Origin of the sequence: Streptomyces sp. NBC_01460, assembly GCF_036227405.1 — a bacterium.
In the GTDB taxonomy this organism is placed as follows: domain Bacteria; phylum Actinomycetota; class Actinomycetes; order Streptomycetales; family Streptomycetaceae; genus Streptomyces.
Map to the genome: position 1 here is coordinate 3,189,293 of NZ_CP109473.1, position 21,492 is coordinate 3,210,784.

A 21,492-nucleotide genomic window follows, 5' to 3' on the forward strand; every position below is an offset into this window, starting at 1 on the left:
ACTCCCCCAGCATCGGCCCCTGGCTGGTCGCCCGCTACCGGAGGGGCCCGGTGTCGGCGGGGGCACCTAGCCTGCGCCCATGGACCAGACGACAGAGACCGACCGCGGCTTCCCCGCCGCTCTCGCCGAGGTGGCGAGGTTCGACTTCTACGGCGACCACTTCCTCACCGTCGACGAGGACGGCGACGAGGAGTACCGCTTCGACTTCGAACCGGTGGCGCGCTTCGAGTCGGCCGAGTGGACGACACGGATGTTCCGGAGCTGGACGGGCAACCCGGAGGCCGACGCCGGCGCCTACCTCGTCTTCGGCCAGGACGGCACGGGCGGCCGCGCCATGATCTGGCGCACCCGCCCCGGCCGCCCGCTCGCCGACCAGCCGGTCGTGTTCCTGGGCTCGGAGGGCGAGTGCGGCGTGGTGGCGGGCAACCTCTCCGACTTCCTGTGGGTCCTGGCCGACGGCTACGGTCCGATGGAGGCGGCCCTGGCCGAGGACCACCCCTCCCACCCCGAGGACCCCTTGGTCCACCTCGCCGAACGCCACGCGACGACTCGGCGGCGTACGGCGCGGGAGATCGTGACGGAGGCGCGGGCGGAGTTCCCCACGTTCGAGGAGGACATCCACGCGCTGTGCCGGTGAGGGGGCCGGCAGCCTCTGCACTCTGGACAGGTGCGGTCACTGGTGGGGGGCGGCAGGGTGCGTGCTGAGACCACCAATCCACAGCCATGTGTCAGTGCCACTTGATACAACTACACCTGCAACGTGACGAGATGTAGGGGGACTCGGCCATGCCCAGCGACTTTTCAGATACCGCCCCAGTGGTCGGGCTCTATGAAACGCTCATTACGCACCGCCTCGAAGAGCGGATGAAGCAATTCGACGTAACAGGCCGGCGGTCCATCGACGGACTCGTTGGGCCTGAGTCTGCGCCCCACGTCCTTGCTCGCCACATTGGCGACACGGTGCGGCAGGTTCTCCAAGGACTCTCCCCCGCAGAGCAAGTACTGACGGCAAACCACATCTTGGAGTCCCTCAACACTATTGAGGGCGCGACTCAGTGGGTTGATCTCGTCACAGACGGCCCCCGCCAGTTGCTCTCCGTCGCCGAGCAAGAAGCCCCCGGCGTCTACGCCATCCGGCCGGCGACTCCGCTGTCTGACACGGCTCTCATCACCAACTCTCCCGATGATCCAAGCCTCGGCTTTGAGCTCCGCGCCGAGCTGGCCACTGCCGACCGCGTTGATCTCCTCTGCGCCTTCGTGAAGTGGCACGGTCTGCGCGTCCTCGAGGAGGCTCTCGCTTCCGCGCATGCCCGTAACGTCCCAATCCGCGTCCTGACCACCACGTACATCGGTGCCACGGAACGCCGTGCTCTGGACCGTCTGGTCCGAGATTTCGGAGCCGAGGTCAGGGTCAATTACGAGCTTCGATCCACCCGGCTGCACGCCAAGGCCTGGCTTTTCCGGAGAGCGAGCGGCTTCGACACGGCTTACGTAGGAAGCTCGAATCTATCCAAGGCCGCTCTTCTTGATGGGCTCGAGTGGAACGTGCGCCTCTCGTCCGTCGCCACGCCTTCCGTCCTCCGCAAGTTCGAGGCCACATTCGACGCGTACTGGAGCGAGCAGGCGTTCGAGCTCTACAACCCCGATACTGACGCCCAACGACTCGACGAGGCCCTGTCCCACGCCGGCGGCTCTCAGCAACAGGACCGCAGCAGGATCACCCTCTCCGGCCTCGAAGTCCGCCCCTACCCGCATCAGCGCGACATGCTCGAACGCCTTGAAGTCGAGCGAGCCGTGCACGACCGTCACCGCAATCTGCTGGTGGCCGCGACAGGCACGGGCAAGACCGTGATGGCCGCTCTGGACTTCAAGCGTCTACGTCAGACGCTTGGCCGGGATCCCCGCCTACTCTTCGTGGCCCACCGCAAGGAGATTCTCGAGCAGTCCCTGCGGGTCTACCAGAACGTGCTGATCGACGCGAACTTCGGCGAGCTCTTCTATGCCGGCGAGATTCCAGAGGACTGGACTCATGTCTTCGCGAGCGTCCAGTCGCTGAACGCCCGCGCGCTGGACCGCTTCGCCTCCGACCACTTCGACGTCATCGTGATCGACGAGTTCCACCACGGGACCTCGCCCACCTATCGCAAGCTCCTGGACCACTTCGCGCCGCAGGAACTGCTCGGCCTCACAGCAACCCCGGAGCGCATGGACGGCCTGAACATCCAGGACGAGTACTTCGATGGACGGATCGCTGCGGAGATGCGGCTCTGGGAGGCGCTGGAGAACGAGCTGCTCAGCCCTTTCCACTACTTCGGCATCACTGACAACACCGACATGAGTGCGGTCGCATGGAAACGCGGAGCGTACGACTCAACAGCTCTGAGCAGCCTGTTCACCGGTAACGACGCGCGCGCTCGCCTCGTCGTACAGGCAGTGACCGACAAGGTGATGGACCCAGGAGGGATGCGTGCCCTGGGCTTCTGCGTTTCGGTGGCACACGCCCACTTCATGGCCCATTTCTTCCAGCGCGCTGGGCTCAATGCCCGTGCCCTCTCCGGCGAGACTCCCCGCAACGAGAGGAAGGCAGCCCTAGACGACCTGCGGGCGGGCACGCTCCAGGTGATCTTCTCGGTGGACCTGTTCAACGAGGGTCTCGACATTCCGGATGTCGACACCTTGCTCCTCCTGCGCCCCACCTCCAGTGCCACTGTCTTCCTCCAACAACTGGGACGCGGGCTCCGCCGTACCGAGGACAAGGCCGTGCTCACCGTCCTGGACTTCATCGGGCAGCACCGCAAGGAGTTCCGCTTCGAGGAGCAGTTTCGTGCGCTGACCAATCTGACGCGGAACCGCCTGCTGGCGAATATTGAGCAAGGGTTCCCGCAGTTGCCATCCGGCTGCCAGATCGTCCTGGAGGCAAAGGCCAAAGACCTGATCATTGACAACATTCGCAACCAGATCGGTGTCAACGTCACCCAGCTGGCGCGAGAGGTGGCTGCCTACGCCGAGCCACGCCTCGCCAACTACCTCAGGGACAGTGGCCGGAATCTCAAAGAGCTCTATCGGGGCAACGGGAACTCTTGGACCGGTTTGCTGCGCAGGGCGAAGCTGCTCGACGGGGAGGGACCCGATGGCGAAGCGGCACTCTTGAAGCGAGTCTCTGCTTTTCTCCACGTGGACGACCCGCTGCGGGTTGGCGCGTACAGCAAGCTCCTAGCGGACGACGCCCCCGAGTACGACCAGCTGACGGAACAGGAACAGGCGTACGCTCGCATGTTCTTCTTCTCGCTATGGCCACTCGGTGGAGGCTTCACGAGCTATCAGGAGGGCTTCGCCACCCTGGTCCCCCAGAAGGCTTTCCGTCACGAACTGCACCAGGTGCTCGCACACGTACTCGAGCAGGCGGACCACGTCCCCCTCCCTCTCCTCGACACCCACGCAGGCCTGCCGCTCGCGATCCATGCTTCTTACAGTCGCGAGGAGATCCTGCCTGCGCTGGGCCAGTCGGCCGTCGGCGGCTTCATGCCCGGTCACTTCCGCGAGGGAGTGAGGTGGTGTGAGGGCATCAAGACAGATGCCCTCCTCATCACGCTTGAGAAGGACGAGAAGGACTTCTCCCCAGAGACTCGGTACAAGGACTACGCCCGCAACGACTCCTTGTTCCACTGGGAGTCCCAGAACCAGACCTCGGAGGCCTCACCTACGGGCATCCGCTACCGGACCCACAAAGAGCGCGGAACGCATGTCCTGCTGTTCGTCCGGCGCTACAAGAAAACGGACATCGGCGGCCCTCAGCCATGGATGCTGCTTGGTCCGGCCGAGTACGTGGAGCATGAGGGCAGCAAGCCCATGGGCATCATCTGGAAGCTTCGCCACCAGATCCCGGCCGACGTGCTGACTTACTCCGCGATCGCTGCGGGGTGACTATCTGACGCCTGCAAGCCGAGCGCTCACCCTACGAACCACTCAGAGGCACGAGTCGACAGCGAGTTGCGTAAACGCAGACCACGCAGAGGATGAGACTTTCAACGCGCGCCTCTGCGTGTCCTTCGAGTCCCGGACAAGTACCGCCTCGGGACGAACAGCCACCTCTACACAGTTGTCACCGCCGGTGCCGCTGTAGCTGCTCTTGAACCAGGCAGGTTCAGAGGTGGTCATAGCGCTCCTCGCAAGTGCTCAAGCAGGCTGACGGACGCCTCGGGACTGAGGGCCTGCGAGCGCATCTTGCCATAGCGCTGGAGCATCGAACTGACCTGATTCCCGTGCGTGGCAAGCACGCTCGTGTCATGCCCCTCGGTGTATCCGACCCACTGGTGACCGGGCGTCTCCGCCAAGTACATCGAGCCATCCAGCCCCGCATGTGCCGTCTGCCGCAGCGGCATCAGCTGGATTTCTACGTTGCGCAGACTCCCCATCCTCAGCATGTAGTCGATGAGGGAGCGTGTGACATCGGGGCCGCCGGTCTCCCGATGGAGCAAGGCCTGCTCCACGATGAAGCCGAAGGCGGTGTTCCCCTTGTCCGTCAACAGACGCTGGCGTTCCAGCCGTGCGGCAACCTGGGTTTCGAGCTGGTCATCGGTCAACGGTGGCAAGCGACTACCGAACACCGCCCTGATATACGGCTCCGGCTGCAACAAGCCTGGCGCAACCCGGCACTCGTACGCGTAGAGCGTGATCGCCTCCTCCTCGATGGCCGCCCACTGCAAGAACCACGACGCCAGCCCCACCTTCCGCGTCAGGCTCTTCGCCGCCGCTACCAACACCCTTGCCGCCGTCGCCCCCAGGGCCTCCTCCGAGCGGTCCAGCAACTCCCTCGGAGGGAATCGCTTGCCCTGCTCGATCTTGGCGATGTACGCCACCGAGTACTGCACCTGACGTGCGAACTGCTCCTGCGTCAGGCCGGCTTCGTCCCGCAGTGCCTTGAGTACCGCCCCGAACGTCTTGAGGCTGTCGGACAGCTCGGGCTCGCCCCCGCCCACGCCGCCGCCCGTGCCACCGCCGTTGTCCGTAGCCATTCGCGCTCGTATCTCCCCATGCCGGGCCCGCCCGCGGAGCCCACCCGTGCCGTACTGTGCGACGTCCGCGCTGCGCCACGCATGACCGCATTCATGGTTACGTACCGTGACTCCCCCAGTCCAGCGGGTACACCAGTACAAGTCGATCTGTATCGGTGCCGTGCCTGCCGCGAGGTCCCGCCTCCGCACCAGGCTGGGGCCCATGCCAGCCCCTCACGCTCACTCCCCCGCCACCACGCGCCTGTTCGTGCAGCGCTTCTCCGCCACCCGGCGCGGGGCGCGCCTCGCGCGTCTGCTCGCTGCGCTCCAGCTCGTCGAGTGGGGGTATCCGCGCGGGACGGATCACCACGACGCGGTCACCATCGTCGTCGCCGAGCTCGCCGCGAATGCCGTACTGCACGGCCGCGTACCCGGCAGGGACTTCGCCCTGCTCCTCCGTTGCGACGACGGCCGGCACGTCATCCGGGTCGAGGTGTCCGACACCCACCCGGCCCGGCCCTCCTGTGCCCGTTCGGGGGACGACGAGGAGCGCGGCCGTGGCCTGGTCCTCGTCGATGCCCTTGCCGCGAGCTGGGGTGTACGCGACCGCACGGGTCCGGGCAAGACGGTCTGGGCGGAGTGCGCGGTGCCCCGGGGCGGATCTGATCCCGAGCCCTACCCTGCGGGCCCGAAGGCAGGTGGCCGCAGGTCGTCCCCGGAGGGGCCGATGTCGCCGTCCTTCCACTCGGGGTCGTAGGCGCAGGGTCCGGAGGCGCCGCCCATGAAGTAGTCCCGGTCCGGGAACCAGGTGAAGGACATCCGCTCGTCCCCGTCGTCCCGCTGGACGAACAGGTCCCAGTTCCCCTTCTCGCCGTCGCGGTAGGACGAGACCTTCCAGCCGTCGTCCTTGAGCTGCTGGTGCAGTCGGCGGAGTCCGGGGACCGCCTGGCTCGCGGGTACGCGGTCGAGCGCCCAGCTGTGGCTCATCCGGTAGGCGCCGTCGACGGTCTCATCGAGGTTGAACAGCCCGCCGCTGTAGCAGAAGCCGGAGCCGAGCGTGTTCTCCGGGCTGACGCCGATGTCCTCGACCCCTGGTTGCACCGTGCGCGTGAACCCCAGGACGTCGTAGGCCTCCTGAGAGCGCTGGAAGGCGCGGTCCGCCATGTCCTCGGGCGCGACGCGCGGGTAGTCCGTCGACCCCCACGCGAACCGGACGCCCAGAACGCACACGACGACGAGCGCGACGCCTCCGAGGGCCCAGCGGACGAAGGAGCCGGTCCGGGGCCCGGCCGGCGCAGGGGTGGTTGTCGCGGTTTCCTCGGTCATACGAGGACGGTAGGCCGGTGAGGAGTTACGCGGATGGGCCCGACTACCCCGCGCGGAGTGGGTACGCGTACTCAGCCGCCCTGCGAACACCGCGTATCTCAACCGGATTCGGGGACCACAGGACTACGCCCAAGGTGCCGGTCCCGCCTGGGTCCGAAGCCCGATTCGCCTTCTCCTGGGCGGAGTTAGCGTCCCTGCATGCGTATAGGACTGCTCGGCACAGGCAACGTCGCCCAAGCACTGGCCCGGGGCTGGAGCGCCGCCGGACACGATGTGCTCCTCGGCTCGCGCTTCCCGAAGGAACGAACGGAGACCGGCTTCCCCGTCGAGGGGCTGAGTGCGACGGCGGCCCACGCGGAGGTGCTGGTCAACGCCACCCCGGGGGCCGTCTCCGTGGAGCTGCTGCGCTCCATCGGGGCACCGGCGCTGGCCGGAACCCTGCTGATCGATGTCGGGGTCGGCCTCTCCGACGACTTCACCGAACTCTCCCACCCCAACAGCAGCCTGGGGGAACAGATCCAGGAGGCCTTCCCCCTGACCCCCGTCGTCAAGACCCTCTGCACCATGGACTCGACCGTGATGGCCGCCCCGGACGGTCTCGACGGTCCGAGCACCGTCTTCCTCTCCGGCGACGACCCGGAGGCCAAGCGAACCACCGGCCGGCTGCTCGCCGACCTCGGCTGGCCCTCGTCCTCCCAGCTGGACATGGGCGGCATCACCACCGCACGCGGCCAGGAGCACTTCGCGCTGCTCTTCATGGGCATCGCGAACGGTCTGGGATCCCACACGTTCAACATCAACGTGGTTCCCCTCCCCCGGCAGAACGCCTGAGGCGGCCCCGCCACTCCGCCCGAGTGCCGCGTCAGCCCGCCGCCAGGATCTCGACGCCGCGTTCCGTGAGCTGCTCGATCACCGGGTCGTGCGGGCCGGCGTCGGTGATCAGTCCACTGATCTCCTCCCAGGGCAAAACACGGAACCGCGACGCGGTGCCGATCTTCTCGGAGGACGCGAGGACGTAGGTGTCCGCCGCCCGCGCGGCCAGGGCGCGCTTCATCGCGGCCTCGTCGGCGTCACCGGTGGTCAGTCCCGCCTCGGGATGTACGCCGGTGACGCCGAGGAGGCAGAGGTCGGCGGAGACGTTCTGCGCCGCTTCGACCGCCGCCGCGCCACAGGCGACCGCCGAGTGCTTGAAGATCCGGCCGCCGAGCAGGAAGACCTCCGCGCGCGGGTGGTCGATCAGGGCGGCGGCGATCGTCGGGCTGTGGGTGATCACGGTGCAGTCCAGCTCCCGTGGGAGAGCGTGGACGACGGCGAGGGCGGTGGTGCCGCCGTCGAGGATCAGCGTGCCGCCCGGCCTCACCAGCCCGGCGGCGGTCGAGGCCACCTTGCGCTTGCCGTCGGGGGCCACGGTCCGCCGGGCCTGGTAGTTCACCACGGCCGGGGACGTGGGCAGGGCTCCGCCGTAGACCCTCTGGCACAGCCCTTCGGCGGCGAGATCGCGGAGGTCGCGCCGCACGCTGTCCTCGGAGATCCCCAGTTCGGCGGCGACGTCCTTGGCCACGATCTTGCCCTCGCGGGCGAGCAGACCCAGCAGGTGGTCACGCCGTTCAGCAGCCAGCATTTCGCACTCTCTCCCGTTGTTGCACGTTCCTGCATGTATCGTAGCGCGTCATGACCGACAAGCCCATGCTCATCCTCATCGCCGGGCCCTACCGATCCGGCACCGACGGCAATCCTCAGGCCATGGCCGACAATCTCGCACGCCTCGAAGCGGCCGCGTGGCCGGTCTTCGCCGCGGGCCACCTCCCCGTGATCGGTGAGTGGATCGCGCTGCCCGTCCTGCACTCGGCCGGCGCGGGACCCACCGACCCGCTCGCCGACCAGGTGCTCTACCCCACCGCCCAGCGCCTGCTCACCCACTGCGACGCCGTGCTGCGCCTGCCCGGCGAATCCGCCGGGGCCGACCAGGACGTCGCCACCGCCCGCCGTCTCGGCCTGCCCGTCTACGACGACGTCGCGCAGATCCCGCCCCGCACCCCGCAGGAGGCCGCGTGAGCGCCCGTCCCGGCATCGACACCCCCGACCACCGCGGGCGTACGGGCCTCGACCGCGCCGGACGCGGGCTGGACCGCAACCCCGACGTCGCCATCCGCGACGTCGAACTCACCTCGCAGGGCTGGCACGTACTGCGGCGCACGACGTTCGACTACCGCCGTCGCGACGGGCGCCGGGTCACCCAGCAGCGCGAGACCTACGACCGCGGCAACGGCGCCGTCGTCCTGCCGTACGACACCGGACGCCGCCGCGTCCTGCTCACCCGCCAGTTCCGCTACCCGGCCTACGTCAACGACCACCCCGACGGCATGCTCGTCGAGGCCGCGGCCGGGCTCCTCGACGCGGACGACCCGGTGACCGCCGTCCGGCGCGAGAGCGCGGAGGAACTCGGGGTCGATCTCGGCCCGCTCACGCACGTACTGGACGCCTACATGAGCCCCGGGTCCGTCACCGAGCGCCTCCACTTCTTCGCCGCCCCCTACACACCGGCCGACAGGACCGGGGCCGGTGGCGGGCTGGAGGAGGACGGCGAGGACATCGAGGTCCTCGAACTGCCCTTCACGGAAGCCCTCGCCATGACTCGCGACGGACGCATCAGCGATGGGAAGACCATTCTGCTCCTGCAATGGGCGGCCCTGGACGGTCCGTTCGCCCCGGCAGCAACTGACCGGTGAGGGTGAGAGCGCCCCGGCTACCTGTCGGTGAGGGGCTGTTCGTCGAGCTCGGGAGCAGTCGCAGGGGCGGAGCCCGAAACCGGGTCGGCGTCAGGGACCGGGCCGGCTCCAGGAACCGGACCGGCGTCAGCCGTACGCCGTGGGCCGATCGCCGGGGCGAGGAAGACGGCCACGGCGACGAATCCGAGGACGAGGATCATCGCGGAACGCAGCCCGTAGTGGTCGCCGAGGAAGCCGAGGCCGGGCGGGCCGACGAGGAACGCGATGTAGCCGATCATCGCGACCAGGCTGACGCGGGCCGCCGGGTCGGGGCCCGAGTCGCCGGCGGCGGAGAGGGCGACGGGGAAGCCGAGCGAGGCTCCCAGCCCCCAGAAGAGCACCGCGGCCCCGGCGAGGACGGGCGAGTCAGCGAAGATGACGAGCGCGAGCCCGAGGGCCGCCGACAGCGCGCTGGCCCGGACGACGGGGGCGCGGCCGAAGCGGTCGATGAAGAAGCCGCCGCAGAAGCGGCCGACCGTCATCGCGGCGGCGAATCCCGCGTAGACCGCCGATCCCAGCGCGGGGTCCACCCCGTGGCCGTCGACCATGAGCAGGGGCAGCCAGTCGTTGGCCGCGCCCTCGGCCAGGGCCATGGCGAGGATGACGCCGCCGATGAGCAGCAGCCGCCGGTCCTTCCAGACCTCCGACCGCGCGGGCGCCGAGCCGCCGTCGGCCTGCCGCCCGCCCTTGGTCCTGCCGACCCCCGCGGGGATGGCGCGGAAGGCGTACGCGAACATGCCGGCGGTGACGACGGCCATGGCGGTCAGGTGCCACTGGACGGGGAACTCGACGGCGGTGCACAGGATGCCGAGGGCGGCCCCCACGACGGTGCCGAGGCTGAAGAAGCCGTGCAGGGTGGGCAGCACGGTCCGGCCGGTGATCCGCTCGACCTCGGCGCCGTCGATGTTGACGGCGACCTCCCCGCCACCCATGCCGGCACCGAAGAGGAACAGCCCGGCCGTGACGGTGGGCGCGGACGAGAACAGGGCACCGCAGCCGATGACGGCCATGCTGACGATGATCAGCACCGTGCCCACACCCATGACCGGCCTGGTGCCGAAGCGTGCCACCAGCGCGCCGGAGGTGAGGATGCCGAGCATCGAGCCGACGGACAGGCCGAAGAGGACGAGCCCCATCTGCGCCGTCGACGCGCCCAGTTGATCCCTGATGTCAGGGGTCCGCGTCACCCAGGAGGAGATCGACAGGCCAGGTATCAGGAAGAAGAGGAACAATGCCGCTCGGCGGCGACGCGTGGCCAGGTCCATCAGTGACGTGCTCTTTCGGAGGCGGAGTGCAGGGCCGGGCGGACGTCACCCCCGGATGAGTATGTACAAACGTACACTCCTGCGCCGAGCAGAGGAAGAGGATCACTGTGACGGGGAGCTCTCGCGGCCCGAACGACCCGGGCCGCCGCGGCCGGATCATCGACGCGGCACTGGAGGTGATCGCCGAGCGTGGCGTCACGGGCGCCACGCACCGGCGCATCGCGGAGACCGCCGGCGTCCCGCTGGGATCGATGACCTACTACTTCGACGGCATGCAGGAGCTGCTCGTCGAGGCCTTCACGCGCCTCGCCGAGTCGATGTCCACGCGCTATCGCGAGCAGCTGGACGCCGCCGCGACACCCCGGGAGGCACGCGCCGCGGTGGTGGAGATCATCTGCGGACCGCAGCGGGGAAGCACGCGTGAGCTCCTCCTCTGCTACGAGCTGTACGCCTTCGCCTCGCGCAACCCTGCACTGCTGGAGGTCACCCGCTCCTGGATGCGCGCCAGCCGCACCTCACTGAGCACGCACTTCGACCCCAGGACGGCCCGCGCCCTGGACGCGCTGGTGGAGGGGCTCACCATCCACAACTCCATGGACACCGACCCGATGAGCCGCGAGGACGTCGCCGCCGTCGTCGATGCCGTGAGCAGCTCCCTCGGCGGGGCGTGACCGCCAAGGCGCCCGACCCGAAGGGCCCCGGTGTGATCGACGCGCGGTGCCCGCCGGGCGGTGCCACGCTGGAAGCACTGGATCTTCGGAAGGAAATCGCTGTGATCACCACCGATTTTGTCCCTGGTTCGCCCTGCATGCTGGACCTCGGAACGCCCGACGTCCGGGCCGCCGCCGCGTTCTACGGCACGGTCCTCGGCTGGAGCTTCGAGGCGATGGGGGCGCCCGAGGAGCCGGAGGGTGGCATGTTCCGCAAGGACGGCGGCATCGTCGCCGGGCTCGGCAAACTCACCGAGGAGGGCGCCCGTTCCGCCTGGATGATCTACTACAGCGTCGCCGACGCCGACAGCACCACCCGGGCGGTGGAAGCCGCGAACGGCACGGTGCGGCTGGCGCCGAGGGACCTCGACGAGTGGGGGCGGATGGCCCAGTACACCGACCCGCAGGGGGCCCAGTTCGCCGTGTGGCAGCCCGGGACCACCAAGGGCGTGGACCTGGTGGACGCGCCGGGAACGCTGTCGTGGACGGAGCTGTACACGACCGACGCCACAGCGGCGAAGGAGTTCTACGGCACGGTCCTCGGCTGGCAGTTCGGCGAGATGGAGATGCCGGGCGGGGGTGGCACGTACACCCTCATCACGCCCTCCGGGCTTCCCGAGGACCGCATGCACGGCGGCCTCATGGAGCTCTCCGAGCAGCACCTCGCGCGGACGGGCGGGAAGCCTTACTGGCACCCGGTGTTCGCCGTCACCGACTGTGATGCCGCGGTCGCTGAGGTCACCGGCAACGGGGGCAGCGTGCAGATGGGGCCCGATGACGCGGAAGGGGTCGGGCGGCTGGCCTCGTGCCTCGATCCCTGGGGAGCGGAGTTCGTGGTGCTCGCCCCCGCCCGGAGCTGAAACGGCCGCCTGCGGCGCGGCGCCGCAGGCTCCCCCGGCCCGGACGCGGGAAATCCCCGACCGCAATTGCGGACCGGGGATTTCCTGACGTATATTGAGTGGTTCTGTGCGCCCACAGAAAAGGCCCCTCACCGGGGGCCACTAGAAACACCATATCCGGCAGGGAGCGATTTTGTCAACTCGCGAAAACGTCGAATTGCAGAAGGAGCAGGAATTCATCGACCGGCTCTACGACCGTGTCGACGAGCTGCGCGGAGCCACCGCGCGGCGCGTCGAGGAGGCGTTGACCCCGGTGGGGAACGGCCTGCAGGCCAGGCTGGAGCGCGATGTCCTCGTCTCCGAGCGCTCGGGCCTGCTGGCCGCCCTGAATGCGGTGGACGGCTCCCTGTGCTTCGGCCGTATCGATCTCCTGAACGGCGCCGCGCACCATATCGGCCGTATCGGAATTCGTGAGGACGACACCGCACACACGCCCCTTCTGATCGACTGGCGGGCGCCCGTCGCCCGGCCTTTCTATCTCGCCACCGGGCATACGCCCATGGGGCTGCGCCGGCGCAGACACCTCACCACCGAGGGCCGCACGGTGACCGAGCTGCACGACGAGATCCTCGACCTGGGCGACGACGAACGCAGCGGTTTCGAGGACCCGAGCGGTGACGCCGTGCTGCTCGCCGCGCTCAGCTCCGCCCGCACGGGCCGCATGGGCGACATCGTGCGGACGATCCAGGCGGAGCAGGACCGGATCATCCGTGCCCCGCACCGTGGGGTCCTCGTGGTCGAGGGCGGCCCCGGCACGGGCAAGACGGCGGTCGCGCTGCACCGTGCGGCCTTCCTCCTGTACGAGCACCGCGAGCTCCTGGCCAAGCGCGCGGTCCTCGTCGTGGGGCCCAACCCGGCCTTCCTGCGCTACATCGGCGAGGTGCTGCCCGCCCTCGGCGAGACCGGGGTCATGCTCTCCACGCAGGCCGAGCTGTTCCCGGGGGTCCACGCCCGTGGCACCGACTCGCCCCGCGCGGCGACCGTCAAGGGCGGGGCGGGCATGGCCGAGGCGCTCTCCCTCGCCGTACGCGACCGGCAGGCGCTGCCGGAACCGGGTGCGCCGGTGATCGTCCCGCACGACGACGGTGACCTCGTGCTGGACTGGGAGATCGCCTACGAGGCCCGGCAGGCGGCCCGCGAGACCCGGCTGCCGCACAACCTCGCGCGCCCGTACTTCACCTTCCACGTCATCGACGCCCTCACCGCGCAGCTCACCGAGCGCCTCGGCGCGGACCCGTACGGCGGTCCCAACTTCCTGGGCGTGGACGACGTCGCCCAGCTCGGCAAGAGCGTCGCCACGAGCGAGGAGGTGCACGCCGCGATCGGTGAGCTGTGGCCGCTGCTCACCGCGCAGGACTTCCTCGCCGACTACCTGGCCGAGCCGGTGTACCTCCCCGACGAGGACGCCGAGGCGATCCGGCGGGCCCCCGGCGACGGCGGCTGGACCCCGGCCGACGTGCCGCTCCTCGACGAGGCGGCCGAGCTGCTCGGGTCCGACGACAGTGCCGAGCGGGCCGCCGCCGAGGCGGAGCGCCAGGAGCGGGTGGCCTACGCGCAGGGCGTCCTGGAGCTGTCGCGGGGCTCGGAGACGTACGAGTTCGAGGACGAGGAGGAGTCGGAGATCCTCGCCGCCCACGACATCATCGACGCCGAGCGCATGGCCGAGCGGCACGAGGAGGCCGATCACCGCAGCGCGGCCGAGCGGGCCGCCGCCGACCGGACCTGGGCGTTCGGGCACATCATCGTCGACGAGGCGCAGGAGCTCTCGCCGATGGCGTGGCGGCTGCTGATGCGCCGGTCGCCGACGCGCTCGCTGACCCTGGTCGGGGACCCGGCGCAGACCTCGGAGGAGGCGGGCGTCGGCTCGTGGGAGAGGATCCTGGAGCCGTACGTCGGTGACCGCTTCGAGCATGTGCGGCTGGGGGTCAACTACCGTACGCCCGCCGAGATCATGGAGCTGGCGTCCAAGGTCATAAGGGCGGAGGACCCCTCCTTCGAACCGCCCGGTTCGGTGCGGTCGACGGGCGAGACGCCGTGGACGCGGGACGCGGGCGCGGACCTGGCGGGCGCGGTGGCGCGGGCCGTCGAGGAGCTGACACCCGAGGAGGGGCGCCTCGCGGTGATCGCACCGCGCGAGCTGCACGAGGAGATCGCGGCCCCGCTCGCCGGGGTCACGGCCGGCGAGGAACCCGACCTGACCCGTGCGGTGGTGCTGCTCGGCCCGCGTGAGGCGAAGGGGCTCGAATTCGACCACGTCCTGGTCGTGGAGCCCGGCCGGTTCGGGACCAGCGACCTGTACGTGGCGCTGACGCGCGCGACGCAGCGGCTGGGCATCGTCCACCGGGAGGACTTGCCGGAGTCGCTGCGCTGAGGCGCGCCGGCGGGAGGAGGTCCGGTGTGGCCGGCGTGGGTCCGGGCGGCAGGCGCTGCCCGGACCCACGCCGACCGGACCGTCAGCGGGCCATCAGCGCGAAGACACCCCAGCCGAGGTATTCGCGCTGGTGACGCGCGTAGTCGGCGGGGCCGGTGGTGAGCTCGGCCCGTACCTGCGGGGCCAGCTCGTCATCGGGGTTGGCGTCGAGCCAGCGGCGGAGGTTGAGCCACTGCGCCGCCTGGTAGCGGTCCCAGCTGTCCTGATCGGCCAGCACCATCTCCACGACGTCGTACCCGAGGTCGCCGAACCGCCCGATCAGCTCCGGCAGGGCCACGAAGTCCTCCTTGGAGCGGGCGTGGCAGGCCACGGCGGTTTCCTCGTCCGGCACTTCCCGGCGCCAGTACGGCTCACCGATCAGCATCAGGCCGCCGGGGCGGAGACTGCGGGCCAGCAGCTCGACGGTGCCCGCCATGCCGTTCCCGATCCAGGTGGCACCGATGCACGCGGCGAGATCGACCGGCTCGTCCGAGACATGGCCGGAGGCGTCGTCGTGGACGAAGGTGACCTGGTCGGCGACACCGAGCTCGGCGGCGCGGACGCGGGCCTCCCCGGTGAACACCGTGCTGATGTCCACCCCGGTCCCGGTGACACCGTGGTCACGGGCCCAGGTGCACAGCATCTCGCCCGATCCGCTGGCGAGGTCGAGCACACGGGTGCCGGGCGTCAGGTGGAGCGCCTGGCCCAGGACGGCGAGCTTGCCCGGGGTGAACGGGTTGTGGATGCGGTGGCTGGATTCACGGATGGTGAAGATGCGTGGAAGATCCACAGGTGGTGTTCCTTCGGTTCGATGAGGTCATGGCGTCTGTGGAGAGCAGCCGACCGGAGTCGGCAGCCGTGGCCCGGACCGTCATCAAAAGCACCTCGTCCTCTACGCATGGATCGCGAACCCGGCGACCATAAGCCGTCCCGGCCGGGGTCTCCACCGATTTACCGGGCTCGTCGTGCTCTCCACGGGCCTTGCGGATCACGGCCTGCGTGTGTCGGTGCTCGGCATGTCGGTACTCGGTGTGTCGGCGCTGGGTGTGTCGGTGCTCGGCGCCCCGGCGCTCGGGTCCCGAGTCTCGGGGTCCGAGCGTCGACCCCGGTGGTTCACCCTTTCGGGGCCCGGAATCAGGGGTTCCGACCGACGCTTGAGCTTCGGGACCCGGGCGTCGGGATCCGAGGGCCGGGATTCGAGCGATGCCTTTAACCGGTAGGGAAAGAAGGGGGTTTGGGAAACCTCCCCACCCTCCCTGACCCGCCACGGCCAGCAAGTATGACTAATCGTGACCGACTTGCGGCGGAGCGTGGCGACTGCCTACGGTGCGAGAACCAAGAACCAAGCGACCCCGACGCGGTGTTGGCACACCGGGCCGGGGTCTCACCTCAAGATCGAAGGACCCCCGATCTCGTGGCTATCCAGCACCCTAGCCCCGCCCTGCGCGCCCCTGCATCCTCGCGCCCGTACCCGATGGCCAAGCCCGGTTACGGCAAGCGCTCCATGCCTGACCAACTCCCCCGCAGCGCAGATGACTTCGCTCTGCTGCCCGTCCGTGAGCGGTACGTCGCCGGGTACATCGACCACCTGCCCGACGGCGCCTCGATGGACGTCAAGAGCCTCGCCAAGCAGCTGCCGCTGTACGGCCAGCAGGCCGTCGGCTCGGCGCTGAAGGCCCTGGCGGCCGCCGGATACCTGCGGCGCGTACGGTGCCTTGTCGGCGAACTGGGCCAAGTCCGCTGGGTCTCGCGGACGTTCTGGTCACGCACCGCCCGCGACAACGAGTGGTGGGCCGCCACCGAGGTCACCACGACGGTGCTCGCTCCGTCGGTGGCCGCCGCCCCGGCCCCGGAGCCCGTTGCCGCGCCTTCACCCGCGCGGGTCCCCACGGAACCTGCGCGGGTCCCCACGGAGGACCCGGCCACGACGGCACCCGTACCCGCGCGCGCCGATTCCCCTGTGCCCGCCCCTGCCGTACCTCAGCAGCGTCCCCCGGCTCCGGCTCCGGCTCCGGCTCCGGCTCCGGCAGGGCACTCCCCCGCCTACCTCGCCCTCGCGCACCTCGGCCGCGTCGACTCCCGCCTGGCCCTGTCGGCGGCAGACTGCGCGGTCCTGGAGCCCCTCGCCGCCGCGTGGTTCGCGCGCGGCGTGGACGCGGGCTACCTCACGCAGGCCCTCACCGCCGGGCTCCCCATCCCGGTCGACTCCCCCGTAGGGCTCGTACGCCGCCGCCTCACCGACAAGATCCCGCCGCACGTCCTCACCGCCCCGGCGCCGCCCGCACCGGGCGCCCCCGTCCACCGCGTGATGCTGGAGTGCACCAAGTGCGGCACCCCGGGCCGCCCGGAGGCCCTCCCCGACGGCCTCTGCCGCCCGTGCCGCGTGCCCTCGCAGGGCGAGACGCCCGAGGCGCCTGCGGGTCGGCCCAGCGAGGAGGACGTACGCACGTTCACCGCCGGGCTGCGGACCTTGCTCAAGTCCCCCTGACCCGAGGCGTACCGCACGGTGTCAGGCGCGGTGTCAGCCCACCAGCAGGTCCCGCTTCAGGTCGCGGAGGTCCCTGGCGTCCAGGCCGAGCGCCTTCTTCTCGTACGCGCCGAACGAGCCGAAGGTCTTCCCGACCTCCTCGAAGCCGGAGTTGAGGTACTCGGGGCGTACGTCCAGCAGCGGCTTATAGACGGCGGCCTGCGCCGGGGGCATCGAGGCGAGGGCGGCGGCGTTGGCCTCGGCGCGGTAGTCGTTGGAGGCCAGGTAGTCCGCCATGACCGTGGAGCGCGGGACGCCGAGCGCCGTCAGCAGGGCCGCGTTCGCCCAGCCCGTGCGGTCCTTGCCCGCCGTGCAGTGGAAGACGACGGCGCGCGAGGAGTCGTCGGTGATCCCGCCGAAGACGGTGCGGTACGCGGTCTCGGCGGTGCCGCCGCTGACCATGAACTTCTCACCCTCCACCATCATCGCGACACCCTCCTCGGGAGTCGTCGGCATGGCGGTGAAGGTGGGCGACCCCGCCAGCACGTCGACGACGACATGGGTGGCGCCCGCCGGGACGCGGTCGGGCGCGGCCGAGCGCTCGGACTCCATGCGCAGGTCGTAGACCGTGCGGATCGACAGCCGCTTCAGCTTCGCCAGGTCTGCGGCGGTGAGCTTGTCCAGGGCGTCGGAGCGGTAGATCTCGCCCATCTTCACCCAGTGGCCGTCGGCGGTGCGGTAGCCGCCCGCGTCACGGAAGTTGACGGACCCTTCGAGGGCGATGAGCCGGTCGGCGAGGCGCAGGGAGCCGCCGCGCTCGGGCACCAGGTCGAACCACTGGCGGTCGGCGGCGGCCAGCCCGCGCACGGTGACCTTGCCGGTCGCTCCGCCGGACGCCACCGTGCGCCCGCCGGCCTTCACGGCGACGCGGCGTATGCCGGGCGCCGTCCACTCCACCGTGTACGAGCCGTCGTCCAGCGCGGTGACCTTCGCCTGCGTGAACGGGATGCGCGCGTGGGACGCGCGGTCGGCGGAGGCGGGGGCGCCGTGGGCCGAGACCGCGGGTGCGGTGATCCCCACGAGGAGCGCGGCGGCCAGGGCGCAGGAGGAGGCCTTTACACGTGTCATGTGTGTCATGCATGGATCTTCTGAGGGCTGGACGGTTGCCGCCGTAATGGCCGGTGAACACAGCCGGAAGCCGAACCGAACACCGCACGCCGCAGGTCACAGGGCGCGGAAGGCGACCGGCCTCGCGGCACACGCTCCTTGACCTTGACACGGTGACAAGGTCTTCCCTGGGGCCGAGGAGGTGGTCCCGATGACCATGACGAAACAGGATGCGGATGCCACGCGGGCGCTGACGGCGCTGGAGGACGCCGACGCGTCCGTACGGCTGCGGGCGGCGATGGCGATCGGCACGGCCCCGGACCCCCGGTTCGTCGGCACGCTCGTCGAGCGGTGCGCGGTCGAGCCCGACTTCCAGGTGCGCGAGCTGCTGACCTGGGCGCTCACCCGGCACCCGTCGGCCCTGACCGTCCCGCCGCTCGTCGCCGAGCTCGACTCGGAGGGTGCGCAGGCGCGCAGCCAGGCGCTGCACACGCTGTCCAAGATCGGGGACCGGCAGGCGTGGCCCGCGATCACCCGGGCGCATCTGACCGACACCGACGACGAGGTGGCCCGGAGCGCCTGGCGGGCAGCCGTCGTGCTCGTGCCCGAAGGCGAGGAGCCCGGGCTGACCCAGATGCTGGCGACCCAGCTCGGGCGCGGCGGGCGTGAGACGCAGCTGAGTCTCAGCCGGGCGCTGATCGCCCTCGGTGAGGTGATCATGGAGACCCTGCACACTGCCGCGACGGCCCCCGACCCCCGCGTACGCCTGCACGCGAAGGCCACGGAACAGCTGCTGCGCGACCCAGATGCCGGATTCGAGTGCGCGATCGAGGAGGCGAAGCGCATCGTGGCCCTGGGAACGGACGGCCGGGAGGAGTGACGGGCAGTGTTGATCGGTGAGGTGGCACGACGGTCCGGAGTCAGCGCCCGCATGCTCAGGCACTACGACTCGCTCGGCCTCGTGCGGCCCACGGGACGCACCGGCGGCGGCTATCGCGAGTACGCCGACGAGGACATCCGGCGGATCTTCCACGTCGAGAGCCTGCGGTCCCTGGGACTGTCGTTGCAGGAGGTCGGGCGCGCTCTGGACGATCCGGGCTTCGCCCCCTCGAAGCTCGTCGACGACCTCATCGGGCGGACGCGCGAACGCATCGCGGCCGAGACGGCGCTGCTCACACGGCTGAGCAGGATCGACGCCGCCGAACCCGCCGGCTGGGAGGACGTCCTCCAGGTCGTCGCCCTGCTCCAGGGCCTCGGGTCGGAGAGCGCCGGGAAGCGCCAGCGCGCGGCCCTGGCCTCGGGGCCCTTGGCGTCCTCGGGGTCGTCGGCCATGGATGTTGCCGTGCCGGTGGAAGCCCTGGTCGAGGCGGCGCTGAGCGAGACGGACCCGCACGTCGCCGGGGCCCTTCGGTGGGCACTGGCGCAGTCGGGCGACGGCGGGCTGCCGCTGCTGGCGGAGGGCCTCGGCACACCGGTGGCGGCCGTACGCAGGCGTGCCGTCCGGTCCGTCGCCGAGTTCCCGGGCGGCGAGGCGACCGCACTGCTGAGGGGCGCCCTCACGGACTCCGACGTCGTGGTCCGCAGGTGCGCGGCCCTGGCACTCGGGGCGCGGGGCATGGCCGACGCGGTCCCCACGCTCGTCGCCATGGTCGTCGACGGGGCGAACGACGTCGACGCGGCCGACGCGCTCCGCACGCTCGCGACCGGTCCCGCGACGCCGGACCTGAGCGCGCCCGCTGACCGCCCCGCACCGCCGGACCGGACCACGTCGCAGGATCAGATCGTGTCGCCGGACCGGACCACGCCCGCGGACCGGATCGCCGCCGCGCTCGTCGACCGCCTCGCCCGCCGCGCGGCCGGCTCGTCCGTACGCCGACGGCTGACGCAGGCACTCGCGGAGATCCCGGGCCCCACGGCGACGCAGGCTCTCGCGGACCTGTCCCACGACGAGGACCGGGCGGTCGCGCTCACCGCGGCCTACGTCCTCACACTGCGGGCCACCCGGCAGGACGACGCCCGCTCCTAGGCAGTGTCGTCAAATGCCACGTCCGCATCAGAGGCAGCAACTACGAGCTGCCCTCGCACGCGGTGCGTTCGGCAGCCATCCGCATTGTCATAGCCACCTGGCACCATGATCGGCATGAGTGAGACAACTGAGCCTGAAGAGAATGAAGTTGCCGGTGTTCTGACCACGCCGGAGGAGTGGCGTGTCTTTCTGGAGCGATACGGCGAGCTGTACGTGAAGGTCCGTGCCGAAGGTGAGGAGTTGGTCGATCTGCTGGATGACGATCAGTTGGAGGTTCTGGATCGAGGGGGGCGGGTTGAGCTGTGGTTGGGTGAACCCCCTGCTCGGGAGGAAGCTCTGGTGGCATCCGAGGAGCGGCTCGGAGTGCGGTTCCCACCGAGTCTGCGGGGATTCTTCCTGGCGAGCGACGGATGGACGCGCCTGGATGCCTGGGTGGACGGTGTCCATTCCTGCGGTTGCGTCTTGTGGATGCGGGACAGCGAGGCCGGCAGACGCGTGACTGATACCTACGACTCGATACCCGGCAACGAGGACGATGTTCAGTTGTTTCGCCGGTCCATCGAGGTCGCCCGGGGAGAGGACTTCTGGTTGCTCGATCCGACCGACGTCGGGCCGGACGGCGAGTGGGCCGCCTACGAGTTCGCACCAAAGTACGGCAACCCGACGAAGTACCCCAGCTTCTCCGCGTTGATCCGCTCCGGGTACGAGAGTATGGAGGAGGACGAGGACTGAGTTGGTTCGTCAGCCTTCACGCCCACATCAGGAGCGATGCCAGGGTGACGGCCGCTTCGTAGGACTGGGCGGTCTTGTCATAGCGGGTTGCGATGCCGCGCCACTGGTGCAGTCATTGGTGTTGCCGCCCGTGATGACGAAAGCAAGAGGCCGGCCCCGGCCGTCACAGGCCAGGTGAATCTTGCTGGTCAGACCACCTCGGGACCGACCGAGGGCCGGGTCGCGGAGCCCCCTTTTCGGGCACCCGCCGCATGCCTGGTGGGCCCGGACGACCGTAGAATCGACAGACGCCAGCCACTCGATGTCGCCCGCCATATTTTCGAGCGGTGGCCACGCGCTACGACCAGAGGGCGTACGTCTTTCACGGCACGGTCGCCGTGGCCGCGATCAGGCTATGGCTGCGCAGCTGAACAAACTGCCGAGGACTGCCACCCCCGCCGAACGAGATCGGGCACGAGCACAGTCGACCCCGTCGTCTGCCCCGCCGTCAGCCCACCTACCTCCCACGTCGCGCAGCCGCAGCCGTCACCACAGCGCACCCACCGCCATCAGGGACGGAAGGCGCATCCGAACGCCCTCAGCCCAGGTCGAACAGAACCTGTCGTGAGTTGGATTCCGGCTACAACGATCAACCGAGCCGAACCGGCGACTGTGCGCCCCGCCACGACTCCTCGGACAGGCCCTAGCTGGACCCCCTGGTCAAACAGCGCGCCGGTGAGAAGTCGATGCATCCGAACGGTGCGCGGCGCACCCGACCGGATCGGGCACAGGATGTCGGGTCCGGCAGG

20 protein-coding genes and 1 pseudogene are annotated in these 21,492 nt (G+C 69.9%); 13 read left to right on the plus strand and 8 right to left on the minus strand.

Features of this window, described 5'->3' with window-relative positions; all coding sequences use genetic code 11:
- Positions 1-79: 79 nt before the first annotated feature.
- Positions 80-637 (plus strand): SMI1/KNR4 family protein, encoded by a 558-nt coding sequence (locus tag OG488_RS14080; protein WP_329229257.1) that lies wholly within the window; start codon positions 80-82, stop codon positions 635-637.
- Positions 638-786: 149 nt separating this feature from the next.
- Complete coding sequence (locus OG488_RS14085; protein WP_329229259.1) at positions 787-3,924, plus strand: DUF3427 domain-containing protein; 3,138 nt, start codon at positions 787-789, stop codon at positions 3,922-3,924.
- A 42-nt stretch (positions 3,925-3,966) separates the two neighbouring features.
- Here the strand turns inward: OG488_RS14085 and OG488_RS14090 are convergent, their stop codons facing one another.
- Both OG488_RS14090 and OG488_RS14095 read right to left on the minus strand, forming a co-directional pair.
- Entirely contained in the window at positions 3,967-4,158 is a 192-nt protein-coding gene (locus OG488_RS14090; RefSeq protein WP_329229261.1) for a DUF397 domain-containing protein, read from the minus strand.
- Positions 4,155-5,015 carry a helix-turn-helix domain-containing protein gene (locus tag OG488_RS14095; RefSeq protein ID WP_329229262.1) on the minus strand — a complete coding sequence of 287 codons (861 nt, stop codon included), beginning with the start codon at positions 5,013-5,015 and terminating at the stop codon, positions 4,155-4,157. Before OG488_RS14095 ends, OG488_RS14090 begins: the two co-directional genes overlap by 4 nt.
- Before the next feature lie 202 nt (positions 5,016-5,217).
- On the opposite strand from OG488_RS14095, the gene OG488_RS14100 reads away from it, so the two are divergent.
- Positions 5,218-5,751 carry an ATP-binding protein gene (locus OG488_RS14100; protein ID WP_329229264.1) on the plus strand — a complete coding sequence of 178 codons (534 nt, stop codon included), beginning with the start codon at positions 5,218-5,220 and terminating at the stop codon, positions 5,749-5,751.
- Here OG488_RS14100 and OG488_RS14105 read toward each other — a convergent pair.
- Complete coding sequence (locus OG488_RS14105) at positions 5,670-6,320, minus strand: hypothetical protein (RefSeq protein ID WP_329229265.1); 651 nt, start codon at positions 6,318-6,320, stop codon at positions 5,670-5,672. The genes OG488_RS14100 and OG488_RS14105 overlap by 82 nt on opposite strands.
- A gap of 198 nt (positions 6,321-6,518) precedes the next feature.
- Between OG488_RS14105 and OG488_RS14110 the strand changes: the two genes are divergently transcribed.
- Positions 6,519-7,151, plus strand: coding sequence for an NADPH-dependent F420 reductase (locus tag OG488_RS14110; protein WP_329229267.1), 633 nt, complete (start codon positions 6,519-6,521; stop codon positions 7,149-7,151).
- A gap of 31 nt (positions 7,152-7,182) precedes the next feature.
- Here OG488_RS14110 and OG488_RS14115 read toward each other — a convergent pair whose 3' ends face one another.
- Positions 7,183-7,941, minus strand: a complete 759-nt coding sequence (locus tag OG488_RS14115; protein ID WP_329229269.1) for a DeoR/GlpR family DNA-binding transcription regulator — start codon at positions 7,939-7,941, stop codon at positions 7,183-7,185.
- Between the two features lie 50 nt (positions 7,942-7,991).
- Here OG488_RS14115 and OG488_RS14120 point away from each other — a divergent pair, with 50 nt between their 5' ends.
- Positions 7,992-8,375 (plus strand): DUF4406 domain-containing protein, encoded by a 384-nt coding sequence (locus OG488_RS14120; protein ID WP_329229271.1) that lies wholly within the window; start codon positions 7,992-7,994, stop codon positions 8,373-8,375.
- Positions 8,372-9,049, plus strand: coding sequence for an NUDIX domain-containing protein (locus tag OG488_RS14125; RefSeq protein WP_329229273.1), 678 nt, complete (start codon positions 8,372-8,374; stop codon positions 9,047-9,049). The genes OG488_RS14120 and OG488_RS14125 overlap by 4 nt, the downstream gene beginning before the upstream one ends.
- 17 nt (positions 9,050-9,066) lie before the next feature.
- Here the strand turns inward: OG488_RS14125 and OG488_RS14130 are convergent, their stop codons facing one another.
- Positions 9,067-10,353: an MFS transporter gene (locus OG488_RS14130; RefSeq protein WP_329229275.1), complete on the minus strand. Its 1,287-nt coding sequence runs from the start codon at positions 10,351-10,353 to the stop codon at positions 9,067-9,069.
- A 107-nt stretch (positions 10,354-10,460) separates the two neighbouring features.
- Here OG488_RS14130 and OG488_RS14135 point away from each other — a divergent pair, with 107 nt between their 5' ends.
- From OG488_RS14135 to OG488_RS14145, 3 genes are all read left to right on the plus strand, one after another.
- Entirely contained in the window at positions 10,461-11,024 is a 564-nt protein-coding gene (locus tag OG488_RS14135; protein WP_329229277.1) for a TetR/AcrR family transcriptional regulator, read from the plus strand.
- A 101-nt stretch (positions 11,025-11,125) separates the two neighbouring features.
- Positions 11,126-11,923 (plus strand): VOC family protein, encoded by a 798-nt coding sequence (locus OG488_RS14140; RefSeq protein ID WP_329229278.1) that lies wholly within the window; start codon positions 11,126-11,128, stop codon positions 11,921-11,923.
- Between the two features lie 196 nt (positions 11,924-12,119).
- The gene (locus tag OG488_RS14145) at positions 12,120-14,333 is read left to right on the plus strand and encodes a HelD family protein (protein WP_329238648.1); all 2,214 of its coding nucleotides are present in this window, start codon (positions 12,120-12,122) and stop codon (positions 14,331-14,333) included.
- An 82-nt stretch (positions 14,334-14,415) separates the two neighbouring features.
- Here OG488_RS14145 and OG488_RS14150 read toward each other — a convergent pair whose 3' ends face one another.
- Positions 14,416-15,162: an SAM-dependent methyltransferase gene (locus tag OG488_RS14150; protein ID WP_329229280.1), complete on the minus strand. Its 747-nt coding sequence runs from the start codon at positions 15,160-15,162 to the stop codon at positions 14,416-14,418.
- A gap of 624 nt (positions 15,163-15,786) precedes the next feature.
- On the opposite strand from OG488_RS14150, the gene OG488_RS14155 reads away from it, so the two are divergent.
- Entirely contained in the window at positions 15,787-16,860 is a 1,074-nt protein-coding gene (locus OG488_RS14155; RefSeq protein WP_329229282.1) for a MarR family transcriptional regulator, read from the plus strand.
- Between the two features lie 33 nt (positions 16,861-16,893).
- Here OG488_RS14155 and OG488_RS14160 read toward each other — a convergent pair whose 3' ends face one another.
- Positions 16,894-17,967 carry a tyrosine-protein phosphatase gene (locus OG488_RS14160; protein ID WP_329229284.1) on the minus strand — a complete coding sequence of 358 codons (1,074 nt, stop codon included), beginning with the start codon at positions 17,965-17,967 and terminating at the stop codon, positions 16,894-16,896.
- Between the two features lie 190 nt (positions 17,968-18,157).
- Between OG488_RS14160 and OG488_RS14165 the strand changes: the two genes are divergently transcribed.
- From OG488_RS14165 to OG488_RS14175, 3 genes are all read left to right on the plus strand, one after another.
- Positions 18,158-18,826 carry a HEAT repeat domain-containing protein gene (locus OG488_RS14165; RefSeq protein WP_329229286.1) on the plus strand — a complete coding sequence of 223 codons (669 nt, stop codon included), beginning with the start codon at positions 18,158-18,160 and terminating at the stop codon, positions 18,824-18,826.
- Between the two features lie 6 nt (positions 18,827-18,832).
- A complete protein-coding gene (locus OG488_RS14170) occupies positions 18,833-19,972 on the plus strand; it encodes a HEAT repeat domain-containing protein (RefSeq protein WP_329229287.1) in 1,140 nt (379 codons plus the stop codon).
- A 105-nt stretch (positions 19,973-20,077) separates the two neighbouring features.
- Positions 20,078-20,704 (plus strand): SMI1/KNR4 family protein, encoded by a 627-nt coding sequence (locus tag OG488_RS14175; RefSeq protein WP_329229289.1) that lies wholly within the window; start codon positions 20,078-20,080, stop codon positions 20,702-20,704.
- A gap of 111 nt (positions 20,705-20,815) precedes the next feature.
- On the opposite strand, the pseudogene OG488_RS14180 reads toward OG488_RS14175, so the two are convergent.
- Positions 20,816-20,989 (minus strand): annotated as a pseudogene (locus OG488_RS14180) (transposase); the annotation flags it as partial.
- Between the last annotated feature and the right edge of the window lie 503 nt (positions 20,990-21,492).

What these genes read in the sequence shown, in the direction of transcription:
- OG488_RS14080 (WP_329229257.1), top strand. Translation starts at nt 80, where the DNA reads ATGGACCAGACGACAGAGACCGACCGCGGCTTCCCCGCCGCTCTCGCC.
- OG488_RS14085 (WP_329229259.1), top strand. Translation starts at nt 787, where the DNA reads ATGCCCAGCGACTTTTCAGATACCGCCCCAGTGGTCGGGCTCTATGAA.
- OG488_RS14090 (WP_329229261.1), bottom strand. Translation starts at nt 4,158, where the DNA reads ATGACCACCTCTGAACCTGCCTGGTTCAAGAGCAGCTACAGCGGCACC.
- OG488_RS14095 (WP_329229262.1), bottom strand. Translation starts at nt 5,015, where the DNA reads ATGGCTACGGACAACGGCGGTGGCACGGGCGGCGGCGTGGGCGGGGGC.
- OG488_RS14100 (WP_329229264.1), top strand. Translation starts at nt 5,218, where the DNA reads ATGCCAGCCCCTCACGCTCACTCCCCCGCCACCACGCGCCTGTTCGTG.
- OG488_RS14105 (WP_329229265.1), bottom strand. Translation starts at nt 6,320, where the DNA reads ATGACCGAGGAAACCGCGACAACCACCCCTGCGCCGGCCGGGCCCCGG.
- OG488_RS14110 (WP_329229267.1), top strand. Translation starts at nt 6,519, where the DNA reads ATGCGTATAGGACTGCTCGGCACAGGCAACGTCGCCCAAGCACTGGCC.
- OG488_RS14115 (WP_329229269.1), bottom strand. Translation starts at nt 7,941, where the DNA reads ATGCTGGCTGCTGAACGGCGTGACCACCTGCTGGGTCTGCTCGCCCGC.
- OG488_RS14120 (WP_329229271.1), top strand. Translation starts at nt 7,992, where the DNA reads ATGACCGACAAGCCCATGCTCATCCTCATCGCCGGGCCCTACCGATCC.
- OG488_RS14130 (WP_329229275.1), bottom strand. Translation starts at nt 10,353, where the DNA reads ATGGACCTGGCCACGCGTCGCCGCCGAGCGGCATTGTTCCTCTTCTTC.
- OG488_RS14160 (WP_329229284.1), bottom strand. Translation starts at nt 17,967, where the DNA reads ATGACACGTGTAAAGGCCTCCTCCTGCGCCCTGGCCGCCGCGCTCCTC.
- OG488_RS14165 (WP_329229286.1), top strand. Translation starts at nt 18,158, where the DNA reads ATGACCATGACGAAACAGGATGCGGATGCCACGCGGGCGCTGACGGCG.
- OG488_RS14175 (WP_329229289.1), top strand. Translation starts at nt 20,078, where the DNA reads ATGATCGGCATGAGTGAGACAACTGAGCCTGAAGAGAATGAAGTTGCC.